The organism is Streptomyces sp. NPDC053076, from assembly GCF_044546845.1.
GTDB lineage: Bacteria > Actinomycetota > Actinomycetes > Streptomycetales > Streptomycetaceae > Streptomyces.
On sequence record NZ_JBITZL010000004.1, the window covers coordinates 224,302 to 236,870 of the forward strand.

Sequence of the window (12,569 nt, forward strand, 5' to 3'; positions counted from 1 at the left end):
CACGTCAAGACGACCCGTCAGCCCTGTCGACCCGAGAGGAAGGGCGACGCACCATGAGGAGAACCCCCCGCACAGTCCGGCTACTGCTCGCCGGGCTGCTCTCCGCCGCCGGTCTCAGCGTGGCCGTACCCCCCGCGCACGCGGCCGGTGAGCAGGTCACCGCCTATCTCACCACCACCGACGACTCCGCCGGCCGGCACGTCGTACGCGGCCTCCAGGCGCAGACACCGTTCGCCTTCCAGTCCGGGACGGGCGGCGGCGGAGAGAACATCACCGTGGACGAGAACACCCGCTACCAGACCTTCACCGGCGGCGGCGCCTCCTTCACGGACACCGCGGCCTGGCTGATGAACAGCAGTGGAGCGCTGTCCCCGGCGACCCGGGACGCCACCATGCGCAAGCTGTTCTCGCCGACGGACGGCATCGGCCTGTCGTTCCTGCGCAACCCGATGGGCGCCTCCGACCTGGCGCGGTACGGCTACACGTACGACGACATACCCGCCGGCCAGACCGATGCGTCACTGTCGAAGTTCTCCCTCGCGCACGACCTGGCGGACGTGGTCCCGCTGACGAAGCAGGCGCTCCAGCTGAACCCGTCCCTGACCGTGATGGCCTCGCCGTGGACGGCGCCGGCCTGGATGAAGGACAGCGGCTCGCTCAACGGCGGCTGGCTGAAGTCGGAGGACTACGGCACCTACGCCTCCTACCTCGTGAAGTACCTCCAGGCGTACAAGGACCAGGGCGTCAACGTCTCGTACGTGACCGCGCAGAACGAGCCGACCTGCTGCTCCGGCTACCCGTCGATGAGCTGGAACGCCGGCGGGCTCGCCTACTTCACGAAGAGCGAGCTGCTGCCCAAGCTCGCCTCGGCGGGCCTCGCCACGAAGGTACTGGCGCACGACTGGAACTGGGACGTCTACGACTCCTACGCCGCCCAGACCGTGGACGACGCGGCCGTCCGCAACCACCCGAACTTCGGCGGCATCGCCTGGCACGGCTACGGCGGCGACATCGCCAAGCAGACGACCGTGCACAACCAGTACCCCGGGCTGGACGCCTTCGGCACCGAGCACTCCGGCGGCACCTGGATCGCCAACCAGCAGCGCGAGGACATGTCCAACATCATCGACTACACCCGCAACTGGGCGAAGTCGGTGACCAAGTGGTCGCTGGCCGTGGACCAGAACATGGGCCCGCACAACGGCGGCTGCGGCACCTGCACCGGCCTGATCACCGTGCACAACGGGGACGGGGCGAGCGGGACGGTGGACTACACGGTCGAGTACTACACCATGGGCCATCTGACGAAGTTCGTCCGGCCCGGCGCCCAGCGCATAGCCTCCACGGCGTCCGCCTCGGTGCCGAACGTGGCCTGGCGCAACCCGGACGGCAGCAAGGCGCTGATCGCGTACAACGACTCGTCCTCGGCGAAGACCGTCACCATCGACTGGGGCTCCCAGCACGCCACTTATGCGCTGCCCGGGAAGACCTCGGCCACCTTCACCTGGTCCGGCACGCAGTCCGGCGGTGGCGGCGGCGCCGGTGCCCTCGTGGGGCTGGCCGGCAAGTGCCTCGACGTCGCGGGCGGTTCGAGCACCGACGGAACGGCGGTGCAGCTCTACGACTGCAACGGTTCCGCCGCCCAGCAGTGGACCGTCCAGGCCGACGGTTCCGTCCGGGCGCTCGGCAAGTGCCTGGACGTGGCCTCCGCATCCACGGCGAACGGGGCCAAGACACAGCTGTACGCATGCAACGGGACCGGTGCCCAACGGTGGTCGTACGACGCCGCCACGGGTGAGGTCGTGAACACGGCGGCGGACAAGTGCCTCGACGTCACGGACAACTCGTCGGCGAACGGGGCCCGGGCGCAGATCTGGTCGTGCACCGGGGCCGCCAACCAGAAGTGGACCCTGCGGTAGAGCGGAACATGTGACCCACGGGGGCCGGGACGGCGGGGACCGTCGGCGGGACGCGGCCGCTCAGCGGCTGTGCCGCCGTCACCCCGCCGCTCACGGGGCGCGGGCCGGCGGACGGCCGGGTGACGGCCCCGGGCGTTTTCGAGCGGCTCGCCACGACGCGTGCTGAGCGGCGTCCGCCCGGCGGCTGGGGGACGATGAGGGAGACCGGCCGTTCCCTGACCCCCGGCGACCCTGGAGCCTTCATGACGACACCGCAGGACCTGTTCCTCGTCAGCCTGGACATCCCCCGACAGGAGCCCGTGGAGCAGGGGGATCTGTCACTGGCGCTGGCCGGGGCCGAGGTGATCGACCTCCTCGGCGCGGGGGCACTCACCCTGGTGGACGGGCGGATCGTGCCGGGGCCGGTGCTGACGACGGGTGACCGGTTGCTCGACGAGGCGGGAGCCGCGCTGGTCCGGACGGAGCCGTACGAGACGGTCGAGGACTGGCTGTGGCGGCGCGGGCAGGGGCTGGCCACGGCCTACCGGGACGTCCTGGAGGCCGAGGGGCAGCTCACCGGGAAGCGCCGGCGCCGGCTCGCGCTGCGCGACCGGGACGACCCCACGGCCGACACCCCCGCCCGTCGGCACGCCGCCGACCGCTGGTGGTCCCACGAGCCCGTCCTGGCGGGCCTCGCCTCCACGCTGGGCATCCCGGACGACCGGCCCGCCGCGCCCGAGCCGGGCGACGAGGCGGTCGTCACCGTGCTGGTGACGGTCGGCGACGCGGTGACGGAGCTGGAGGCGGTACGCGAGCGGCGCCGCATCGAGAACATCGCCTTCGACAACATCTGGCGGGCGCCCTGAGCCTCACAGGATCAGCTCGCCGATCCCGAGCAGGTTCCCCTCGCTGTCCCGGAACCAGGCCCCCCGCTCCCCCCGCGCGCCCTTGCTCGGGTAGTTGCCGTCGATCTCGGCGATCCCGTCCCGGGTGCGCATACCGGGCACGTCGACCTCCTCGAAGACCACGCCCCGGCGGCGCAGCTCCGTGACGGCCGCCTCGATGTCGTCCACCTCGAAGGCCATCTGGGTGAACGTGCCGGGCGAGGCCCCCGTCGACCGGAAGACGACGAAGTCCCCGCCCGCGCACCGGTACAGCAGCCCGCCCGGCCGTTCGTCGACCGGGCGCAGGCCGAGCTTCTCGGCGTAGAAGCGCCGGGCCCGGTCCAGGTCCCGCGCGGGCAGCCGGGTCGCCACGCGGGCCCCGGACAGCACGTCACTCGCGTGTGAGGTCATGCCTCCACTGTGGCTACTGAGCCGGCTGCACGCCCGCCCGGAGGAGGCCGTACGTGTACGCGTCCTCCAGGGCCTGCCAGGAGGCGGCGATGACGTTCTCCGCGACGCCGACCGTGGACCACTCGCCGGAGCCGTCGGAGGTGGAGATCAGGACGCGGGTGACGGAGGAGGTGCCGTGCTTGCCTTCCAGGATGCGGACCTTGTAGTCCACCAGGTCCAGCTTGGCGAGCTGCGGGTAGATCTTCTCCAGCGCCACGCGCAGGGCGCGGTCCAGCGCGTTGACCGGGCCGTTGCCCTCCGCGGTGGCGACGATCCGCTCGCTCTTGGCCCACAGCTTGACCGTGGCCTCGTTGGCGTGGGTGCCGTCGGGGCGGTCCTCCACGATGGCCCGCCAGGACTCGACCTCGAAGTACTTCAGCGGCCTGCCCTCGACCTCGGCACGCAGGAGGAGTTCGAAGGAGGCGTCGGCGGCCTCGTAGGTGTACCCCTTGAGTTCGCGCTCCTTCACGCGCTCGACCACCCGGCCGACCAGCTCGCGGTCGCCGCCCAGGTCGACGCCCAGCTCCTTGCCCTTCAGCTCGACCGAGGCGCGGCCGGCCATGTCGGAGACCAGCATGCGCATGGTGTTGCCGACCTGCTCGGGGTCGATGTGCTGGTACAGGTCGGGGTCGACCTTGATGGCGGAGGCGTGCAGTCCGGCCTTGTGCGCGAAGGCCGAGACGCCCACGTACGGCTGGTGCGTGGACGGCGTCAGGTTGACGACCTCGGCGATGGCGTGGGAGATGCGGGTCGTCTCGCGGAGCTTGCCCTCGGGCAGCACCTTCTTGCCGTACTTCAGTTCCAGGGCCGCGACCACCGGGAACAGGTTGGCGTTGCCGACGCGCTCGCCGTAGCCGTTGGCCGTGCACTGCACGTGGGTCGCGCCCGCGTCCACGGCGGCGAGGGTGTTGGCGACCGCGCAGCCGGTGTCGTCCTGGGCGTGGATGCCGAGCCGGGCGCCGGTGTCGGCGAGGACGGTGGCGACGACCGCGTGCACCTGGGCGGGGAGCATGCCGCCGTTGGTGTCGCAGAGGACGACGACGTCGGCGCCGGCCTCGGCGGCCGTACGGACGACCGCCTTGGCGTACTCGGGGTTGGCGCGGTAGCCGTCGAAGAAGTGCTCGCAGTCCACGAAGACCCGGCGACCCTGGTCCTTCAGGTACGACACGGTGTCGCGGACCATCTCCAGGTTCTCGTCCAGGGTCGTGCGCAGCGCCAGCTCCACGTGCCGGTCGTGCGACTTGGCGACCAGGGTGATCACCGGGGCGCCGGACTCCAGCAGCGCGTTGACCTGGGGGTCCTCGGCGGCTTTGGCACCGGGGCGGCGGGTGGCGCCGAAGGCGACCAGCTGGGCGTGCCGGAACTCGATCTCCGCCTGCGCGCGGGCGAAGAACTCGGTGTCGCGGGGGTTCGCGCCGGGCCATCCGCCCTCGATGAAGCCGACGCCGAAGTCGTCCAGGTGCCGGGCGATGGCGAGCTTGTCCGCGACGGTGAGGTTGATGCCCTCGCGCTGCGCGCCGTCGCGCAGCGTGGTGTCGAAGACGTGGAACGAGTCGTCGAGCTCGCTGGTTTCCGTCTCGGTCATGGTCTCAAGGCTCCTGTTGTGAATCTTCGGTCTTACCGGAATGACCGGCTCCACCGTCCCCCCAATACTCCCTCGCGCTCCGTTCCCGGCTGAAGGTGGGCCGGAAAACGAAAAAACCCCTCGCGGGTGCGAGAGGTCTGCGCGCGGGTCGAGAACGACGGTGGCCACCCGCACCTGGTCGTACGAGGTGGTCACTGCGGACCGGCGCGCCTGCTGCCCATAATCATGGCGAACGAGAGCACGGAGGCAGTCTGGCACAGCACCGCCCCCGGCTCACCGCCCGTCTCAGGATGCGGTCGTCAGACTGGACTCCCCGGATTCCTCGGCGGCCTTCACCCGGGCCAGATCCAGGTCCTTCGTCTCGCGCATGGTGACGTACACCAGCAGGGACACGGCGGCACAGCCGGCCACGTACCAGTAGAAGCCGGATTCGATGCCGCCGTTCTTGAACCACAGGGCGACGTACTCGGCGGTGCCGCCGAAGAGGGCGTTGGCGATGGCGTACGGCAGGGCCACACCGAGCGCGCGCACGCCGGTCGGGAACAGCTCGGCCTTCACGCAGGCGTTGATGGAGGTGTAGCCGGTGACCACGACCAGCGCGAGCAGGGCGAGGCCGAGGGCGGGCCAGTAGCCGTCGACGTGCCTGAGCAGGGTCATGATCGGGACGGTGAGGAAGGTGGAGCCGACCGCGAAGGTGATGAGCAGCGGGCGGCGGCCGATCCGGTCGGACAGGGCGCCCGCGAGCGGCTGGAGCGCGGCGAAGACGATCAGTGCGGTGAAGGAGACCAGGGTGGCCGTCTCCTTCGACAGGCCCGCGGAGTTGGAGAGGTACTTGGTCAGGTAGGTGGTGTACGTGTAGTAGGCCACCGTGCCGCCCATGGTGAGGGCGATGACCAGGAACGCCTCCCGCTTGTGCTGCCACAGGGCGCGCAGCGTGCCGCGCTCCTCGGCGTGCGAGGTGTCCTCCGCGTACACCTCGGTCTCCAGCATGCTGCGGCGCAGGTAGAAGATGACCGCCGCGCCGAGGGCTCCCACGACGAACGGGATGCGCCAGCCGTAGCTGTGCAGGGCGTCGTCGGACATGGTGCGCTGGAGGATGATCTGCAGGCCTAGACCGACGATCTGGCCGGCCGTCATGGAGACGTACTGGAAGCTGGAGGCGAAGCCGCGCCGGGCCGGGTCCGACGCCTCGGTCAGATAGGTGGCGCTGGCGGCGTACTCGCCGCCCACCGACAGGCCCTGGAGCAGGCGTGCGACGAGCAGGACGAGCACGCCGCCGTAGCCGGCCACCGCGTAGGTCGGGGCCACGGCGATCAGGATCGCCGACGCCGACATCAGCGAGACGGTCAGCGTGAGCGCGGCCTTGCGCCCCTTGCGGTCGCCGACCCTGCCCAGCAGCCAGCCGCCCACGGGCCGCATGAAGAATCCGACGGCGAAGATGCCCGCGGTGTTCATCAGCTGGGCGGTGGGGTTGCCGCTCGGGAAGAACGCGCCGGCGAAATAGGTGGCGAAGCTCGCGTACACGAACCAGTCGAACCACTCCACCATGTTGCCGGCCGAGCCGACCCAGATCTTCTTCCAGTGTTGTCGTCCCATGAGCCGTTACCTGCCCGGCGGCGGAGTGAACGATTCCTTTGCCCGGCGACGGCGCCACGAAGGGGCGCGGGGAACCGCGCGATCAGCCACGGCGGACCCGCGGTCGCCAGGCGCCAGGTGCTCCTACGGCGACTGGGCGTCGGACGCCAAAAGCGCGTCCGCGATGAACTCCCGCACATGCGCCAGCACTTGCTCCCGGTCGGTACCGCGCAGCCCGATGGCGACATGGATGGAGAACCCGTCGAGCAGTGCACGCAGCCTCGTGGCGAAACGGTCCGCGTCCACCGCCCGGAACTCCCCGCGCGAGACGCCCTCGGCGATCAGGGCGACCAGGTCGCGGTGCCAGGCCCCTTCGATGGCCGCCTGCCGGGCCCTCGCGTCGTCGTCGGCGTTCTGCGAGCGGTTCCAGACCTCCAGCCAGAGCGTCCAGTGCGGGTCGCGGTGGCCGTCGGGTACGTACAGGTCGACATAGGCGGACAGCCGTTCGCGGGCGGTTCCGGGGCCGGTGAGCAGGCGGCCCCGCTCCCCGCCGAGCCGGCCCTCGCTCCACTCCAGGGTCCGCAGCAGCAGCTCGTCCTTGGAGCGGAAGTAGTACAGCAGGTGCCCGCTGCTCATGCCGACCTCGCGGCCCAGCGCCGCCATGGTGAGCTTCTCCAGACCCCGCTCGGCGATCATGTTCATGGCCGCGGCGAGGACGTCCTCGCGGGGCGGGGCGGGGGTACGGCGGCGGGGGGAAGGAGCCGCGCTCATGCCGGGACCTCCCCTGTGCCACCGGGAACGAACCGGGTGGGCCACCGCCCGCCCGGTCCCGGCCCGCCGTCCCGGCCGGGGGACCCGGACAGTGCGTCGGGAGGCCGGACGGGCTCGGTCGGTCGGCGGCCGCACGCGGCGCTGAGCAGTACATCCACGCGTATGTTCTACCCGACCGGCTTTCCTCACCGGACCTTCGGCTGCTGCTGCGTGATGCAGTGGATACCGCCGCCGCCCGCGAAGATCGTGCGGGCGTCCACGAGGGTCACCGTCCGCTCGGGGAAGAGACGGCGGAAGATCCCGGCGGCGATCTCGTCGCGCGGGTCGTCGAAGCCGCACAGCACGACGCCGCCGTTGCAGAGGTAGTGGTTGATGTAGGAGTAGTCGGCCCAGTGGCCGTCGGCCTCCAGGACGGTCGGGGCGGGCACCTCGACGACCTCCAGCTTGCGGCCCCGGGCGTCGGTCGCCGACTTCAGCAGGCCGATGACCTCCTTGGTGACCTCGTGGTCGGGGTGGGCCGGGTCCGGCTGGTGGTGCGCGACCACGACGCCGGGGCGGGCGAAGGCGGCGACGATGTCGACGTGGCCGAGGGTGCCGAAGCCGTAGGGCGGGTAGTCGCCGGTCAGGCCGCGGGGCAGCCAGATCGCCTTGCTGGTGCCGAGGTGGGCGTGGATCTCGGCCTCGACCTCCGCCTTGGACCAGTGCGGGTTGCGCTCGGGGCCGAGCTGCACGGTCTCGGTGAGCAGGACGGTGCCCTCGCCGTCGACGTGGATCGCGCCGCCCTCGTTGACCAGCTTCGAGGCGTACGTCTTGGCGCCCGCGAGGTCACTGACGTACGCGCCGATCTTCGAGTCGTGCTCCCAGCGCGCCCAGTCCTGGGCGCCCCAGCCGTTGAACGTCCAGTCGACGGCGGCCAGTTCGCCCCGGTCATTGGTGAGGAACGTGGGGCCGATGTCCCGCATCCAGGCGTCGTCCAGCTCGCGCTCGACCGTCTCGATGCCGGGTCCGAGCAATGCCTGCGCCTGCGCGGACTGGCCGGGGCCGCAGACGACCGTGACCGGCTCGAAGCGGAGGACGGCGCGGGCCACCGAGGCCCAGGCGACGCGGGAGAGGCGGAGGTCGTCCGGGTCGTCGAAGGTGGGGTTGGGGCTGGGCCAGGCCATCCAGGTGCGCTCGTGCGGGGTCCACTCGGCGGGCATGCGGAAGCCGTCGGCTGCGGGCGTGGTCATGTGATTTTCCCGGGATCTCAGAGGAAGTAGAGGCGGTTGAGGGAGACGGATTCGGCGGGCTCGGAGCTGAGCGGGTCGCCGTCGAGGGTGACCAGACCGGTGCGCTGGTCGACGTCGACCGCTCCGATGCGGGCGTTCAGCCGCAGGTCGGCGGGCCCGATCCCGCGGGTGCCGCGCACGGCGACCCGGCGCCGGCGGGTGGGCATGATGTCGTTGCCCTGGTCGACGGCGGCCTGGGCGACGAACGCGACCGAGAGGTCCGCGGCCGTGGCGCCGTACGAGCCGAACTGCGGTCCCAGGACCAGGGGTTCGCAGGTGTCGGTGGCCGCGTTGGGGTCGCCGACCACGCCGTACGCGGGGAAGCCGGACTTGAGGACGAGCTGCGGCTTGGCGCCGAAGTACTCGGGGCGCCACAGCACGATGTCGGCGAGCTTGCCGACCTCGATCGACCCGACCTCGTGCGCGAGGCCGTGCGCGAGGGCCGGGTTGATGGTCAGCTTGGCCATGTAGCGCAGGACGCGGGCGTTGTCGTCGCCCTCGCCGTCGCCCTCCATCGGACCCAGCTCGCCCTTCATCTTCCCGGCCATGGCGAAGGTACGGCGGACCGTCTCGCCGGCCCGGCCCATGCCCTGGGCGTCGGAGGAGGTGATGCCGATCGCGCCCAGGTCGTGCAGCACGTCCTCGGCGCCCATCGTGCCGGCCCGGATCCGGTCGCGGGCCATGGCCGCGTCGCCGGGCAGGTCGGGCTTGAGGTCGTGGACGGAGACGATCATGCCGTAGTGCTCGGCGACCGCGTCCCGGCCGAAGGGCAGGGTGGGATTGGTGGAGGAGCCGATGACGTTCGGCACTCCGGCCATCTTCAGCACGTTGGGGACGTGCCCGCCGCCGCAGCCCTCGATGTGGAAGGCGTGGATCGTGCGGCCCTCCAGCACCCGGAGGGTGTCCTCGACCGACAGGCACTCGTTCAGGCCGTCGCTGTGCAGGGCCACCTGGACGTCGTGCTCCTCGGCGACCCGCAGCGCGGTGTCCAGGGCGCGGGTGTGCGCGCCCATGTCCTCGTGCACCTTGAAGCCGCTGGCCCCGCCCTCGGCGAGCGCCTCGATCAGGGGTGCCTCGTGGGACGACGAACCCCGGCCCAGGAAACCGATGTTGACCGGCCAGGCGTCGAAGGCGTTGAAGGCGTGGCGCAGCGCCCAGGGCGAGTTGACGCCGACGCCCCAGACCGGGCCGAACTCCTGTCCGATGATCGTGGTCACCCCGGAGGCGAGGGACGCCTCCATGATGCGCGGGGACAGCAGATGGACGTGGGTGTCGACGGCGCCCGCGGTGGCGATCAGCCCCTCGCCGGAGACGATCGAGGTGCCGGTGCCGACGACCACGTCGACGCCGTCCAGGGTGTCCGGGTTGCCGGCCCGCCCGATGGCGCGGATGCGGCCTTCCCGGATGCCGATGGACACCTTCCTGATCCCCTGCACCGCGTCGATCACGACGACGTTGCTGATCACGACGTCACAGGTCTCGCGGACGGCGGCGGCCTTCAGGTGCAGTCCGTCGCGCGCGGTCTTGCCGAAGCCGGCCAGGAACTCGTCGCCGTACTTCTGGGCGTCGGACTCCACGCGGATGGTCAGACCGGAGTCGCCGAGGCGGACGCGGTCGCCGGCGCGGGGTCCGTGGGTGGCCGCGTAGGCGTGCGGGTCGACATGGATCGACCGGCTCACCTCGCGCCCCTTCGAGCGGCTCATCACCGGCCTCCTTCCGTCGTGACGCCGAGATATCCGCAGGCGGCGGCCCTGCGCAGGGCCTCCTCCCGCGCTCCGGGCGCGTCCAGCGGCCCGTCGACCAGGCCGGCGAAACCGATCGCGACGCGCTCGCCGCCCACGGGTACGAGCCCGACCTCCTCGCTCCCCCCGGGCCCGAAGCGGACCGAGGAGCCCGCGGGTACGGCGAGCCGCATCCCGTAGGCGCTGCGGCGGTCGAAGTCGAGGCGCGGGTTGGCCTCGAAGAAGTGGAAGTGGGAGGTGACGGAGACCGGCACGGTCGCGGTGTTGGTGACGCGGAGCCGGACGACCGGTTCGGGGTCGGCGTGCTCGGGGCCGGGGAGCAGCGCGCCCGGCGCCCGCTCGCCCAGGCCGCCCCCGATGGGGTCGGAGACGACCGCGAGCCGGGAGCCGTCGTCGAAGACGGCCTCGACCATCACCTCGGTGACGACGTCGGCGACGCCCGGCAGCACGTCCTGCGGGCCGAGCACCGACCGGGCCGCCTCGATGGCCTCGGCGAGCCGCCTGCCGTCCCGGGCGGCCTCGCAGACGGCGTCCGCGATCAGCGCGGTGGCCTCCGGCACGTTGAGCCGGAGGCCGCGCGCCCGGCGGGCCCGGGCCAGCTCGGCGGCTCCGAAGAGCAGCAGCCGGTCACGTTCCGTTGGGGTCAGTCTCACGACGCGGCACCTCCTTGTCTTCCGCAAGTTAGAACATCACTCTAAACACAGAATTCACCGAACAGAAGCATTGACCGGAGCTGACGGTTCACGTCACATTGAACGTCGCTCTAAACCAGTGGCGGCCGTCGAAGGAGACCAGCCATGCCGATCGAACAGCACGGAGTCGACACCATCCCGGAGGAGGAGCGGACCAGCGGTCCGCGTGACCTCGTGTCGATCCTGCTCGGCTCCAACCTCTGCCTCGGGGTGATCATCTTCGGCTGGCTGCCGCCGTCCTTCGGGCTCGGGTGGTGGGCGTCGGTCAGCGCGATCGTGGCGGGGACGGCCATCGGCACCCTGTTCACGGCTCCGCTCGCGCTGGTCTCCCTGCGCACCGCGACCAACCTGTCCACCTCCTCCGGCGCCCAGTTCGGGGTACGCGGCCGGCTGGTCGGCTCGGTCGTCGGACTGCTGCTCGCCCTCGGCTACACCGCGCTGACGGTGTGGATCGGCGGCGACGTCATGCTGGACGTCCTGGGCCGGCTCTTCGGGGTGCCCGCGGACGGGGTGTCGTACGCCCTCGTCTACGCGGTGCTCGCCGCGGCGACCGTCGCCGGCGCGGTCTACGGCTATCGGGTACTGCTCGCCATGTCCCGGGTGCTGGCCATCGGCATGACGGCCCTGCTGCTCCTGGGCGTGCTCGCCTACGCCCCGCACTTCACCACCGCCGCGCTGCCGGACGCGGGCGGCTATCTGCTGGGCTCCTTCTGGCCCACCTGGTTCCTGGCGGCGGTGGCCGCGGGCCTGTCCGGACCGATCGCCTTCATCACCCTGCTCGGCGACTACACCCGCTACATCTCCCCCGCCCGCCACTCCAGCCGCAAGGTCCTGCACGCCACCTGGCTGGGGCTGATCCTCGGGCTGCTGGTGCCCCAGCTGTTCGGCACGTTCACGGCGTACGCGGCCCGCGCGGCCACCGACTACGCGGGCCCGCTGGTCTCCGCCTCCCCCGGCTGGTACCTGGTGCCGCTGCTGCTGGCCGCCTCGGCCGGCTCGGCCGGCAACGCGGGTCTGATGCTGTACTCCATGGGCCTGGACCTGGACGCGATCCTGCCCCGCGCCTCCCGCGCCCGCGCCACCTGCACGGTCGCCGTCGTGGCCACCGCCTGCGTCTTCGCCGGCCACTACGCCTGGAACGCGCAGTCGGCGATGACGTCCTTCGTGCTCCTGCTGACCGCCATCGGCACCCCCTGGGCGGTCATCACCCTCATCGGCTTCGTCCGCTGCCGCGGGGTGTACGACGCCGACGCCCTACAGGTCTTCAACCGCCGTTCGCGGGGCGGGGTCTACTGGTACCGGGCGGGCTGGAACGTACAGGCTGCCACCGCCTGGGCGGCCGGCGCGGCGGTCGGCCTGCTGGCGGTGTCCCTGCCGTCGTACGAGGGCCCGCTGCTGACCCTGACGGGCGGGGTGGACTGCAGCTTCCTGCTGTCGGGTGCGGTGGGCGGGGCGGTGTACGTGCTGCTGCCCTCGGGCCGGGAACGGCCGAGGGCCGCCGCGGACGCCGAAGAATCCGAGGCGGCCCTGGCCTAGCGCTGTGGCCGGAAAGGTTTGCCGGAAGGCTCGCGGCGTCCGGTGCGGTGCATCGCAAGGCGGAGCATCACCCGCGTACTGGATGTACTCGGGTGATGCGACAACGCGGCGAGGTGCCGTGCCGGGCGCCGCGAGCCGGTGAACCTTTCCGGTTCACAGCACTAGGGA

General features: G+C 71.5%; 10 protein-coding genes. 3 read left to right on the forward strand and 7 right to left on the reverse strand.

The window, feature by feature from the left end; translation table 11 throughout:
• Positions 1–53 precede the first annotated feature (53 nt).
• Together ACIGYR_RS18470 and ACIGYR_RS18475 are read left to right on the forward strand one after the other, a co-directional pair.
• Positions 54–1,919 carry a ricin-type beta-trefoil lectin domain protein gene (locus ACIGYR_RS18470; RefSeq protein ID WP_399598250.1) on the forward strand — a complete coding sequence of 622 codons (1,866 nt, stop codon included), beginning with the start codon at positions 54–56 and terminating at the stop codon, positions 1,917–1,919.
• A gap of 242 nt (positions 1,920–2,161) precedes the next feature.
• Positions 2,162–2,764: a GPP34 family phosphoprotein gene (locus ACIGYR_RS18475; protein ID WP_391847135.1), complete on the forward strand. Its 603-nt coding sequence runs from the start codon at positions 2,162–2,164 to the stop codon at positions 2,762–2,764.
• Positions 2,765–2,767: 3 nt separating this feature from the next.
• Here the strand turns inward: ACIGYR_RS18475 and ACIGYR_RS18480 are convergent, their stop codons facing one another.
• The 7 genes from ACIGYR_RS18480 to ureA form a co-directional block, all read right to left on the reverse strand.
• Positions 2,768–3,193 (reverse strand): VOC family protein, encoded by a 426-nt coding sequence (locus tag ACIGYR_RS18480; RefSeq protein ID WP_399598248.1) that lies wholly within the window; start codon positions 3,191–3,193, stop codon positions 2,768–2,770.
• Between the two features lie 13 nt (positions 3,194–3,206).
• Positions 3,207–4,817, reverse strand: coding sequence for a citramalate synthase (cimA, locus tag ACIGYR_RS18485; RefSeq protein ID WP_399598245.1), 1,611 nt, complete (start codon positions 4,815–4,817; stop codon positions 3,207–3,209).
• Positions 4,818–5,102: 285 nt separating this feature from the next.
• Positions 5,103–6,413: an MFS transporter gene (locus ACIGYR_RS18490; RefSeq protein ID WP_399598243.1), complete on the reverse strand. Its 1,311-nt coding sequence runs from the start codon at positions 6,411–6,413 to the stop codon at positions 5,103–5,105.
• Between the two features lie 123 nt (positions 6,414–6,536).
• Positions 6,537–7,163, reverse strand: a complete 627-nt coding sequence (locus tag ACIGYR_RS18495; RefSeq protein ID WP_399598241.1) for a TetR/AcrR family transcriptional regulator — start codon at positions 7,161–7,163, stop codon at positions 6,537–6,539.
• A gap of 185 nt (positions 7,164–7,348) precedes the next feature.
• Complete coding sequence (locus tag ACIGYR_RS18500; protein WP_399598238.1) at positions 7,349–8,392, reverse strand: agmatine/peptidylarginine deiminase; 1,044 nt, start codon at positions 8,390–8,392, stop codon at positions 7,349–7,351.
• A gap of 17 nt (positions 8,393–8,409) precedes the next feature.
• The gene (locus ACIGYR_RS18505; protein WP_399598235.1) at positions 8,410–10,134 is read right to left on the reverse strand and encodes an urease subunit alpha; all 1,725 of its coding nucleotides are present in this window, start codon (positions 10,132–10,134) and stop codon (positions 8,410–8,412) included.
• Positions 10,134–10,826 carry an urease subunit gamma gene (ureA, locus tag ACIGYR_RS18510; protein ID WP_399598232.1) on the reverse strand — a complete coding sequence of 231 codons (693 nt, stop codon included), beginning with the start codon at positions 10,824–10,826 and terminating at the stop codon, positions 10,134–10,136. The genes ACIGYR_RS18505 and ureA overlap by 1 nt, the downstream gene beginning before the upstream one ends.
• A gap of 144 nt (positions 10,827–10,970) precedes the next feature.
• Here ureA and ACIGYR_RS18515 point away from each other — a divergent pair, with 144 nt between their 5' ends.
• On the forward strand, positions 10,971–12,401 hold the full coding sequence (locus ACIGYR_RS18515; protein ID WP_399598229.1) for a cytosine permease: 1,431 nt from the start codon (positions 10,971–10,973) through the stop codon (positions 12,399–12,401).
• Positions 12,402–12,569 lie beyond the last annotated feature (168 nt).

Coding starts and splice junctions, on each gene's coding strand:
- ACIGYR_RS18470 (WP_399598250.1), top strand. CDS start 54: ATGAGGAGAACCCCCCGCACAGTCCGGCTACTGCTCGCCGGGCTGCTC.
- ACIGYR_RS18480 (WP_399598248.1), bottom strand. CDS start 3,193: ATGACCTCACACGCGAGTGACGTGCTGTCCGGGGCCCGCGTGGCGACC.
- ACIGYR_RS18505 (WP_399598235.1), bottom strand. CDS start 10,134: ATGAGCCGCTCGAAGGGGCGCGAGGTGAGCCGGTCGATCCATGTCGAC.
- ACIGYR_RS18515 (WP_399598229.1), top strand. CDS start 10,971: ATGCCGATCGAACAGCACGGAGTCGACACCATCCCGGAGGAGGAGCGG.
- cimA (WP_399598245.1), bottom strand. CDS start 4,817: ATGACCGAGACGGAAACCAGCGAGCTCGACGACTCGTTCCACGTCTTC.
- ACIGYR_RS18495 (WP_399598241.1), bottom strand. CDS start 7,163: ATGAGCGCGGCTCCTTCCCCCCGCCGCCGTACCCCCGCCCCGCCCCGC.
- ACIGYR_RS18500 (WP_399598238.1), bottom strand. CDS start 8,392: ATGACCACGCCCGCAGCCGACGGCTTCCGCATGCCCGCCGAGTGGACC.
- ACIGYR_RS18475 (WP_391847135.1), top strand. CDS start 2,162: ATGACGACACCGCAGGACCTGTTCCTCGTCAGCCTGGACATCCCCCGA.
- ACIGYR_RS18490 (WP_399598243.1), bottom strand. CDS start 6,413: ATGGGACGACAACACTGGAAGAAGATCTGGGTCGGCTCGGCCGGCAAC.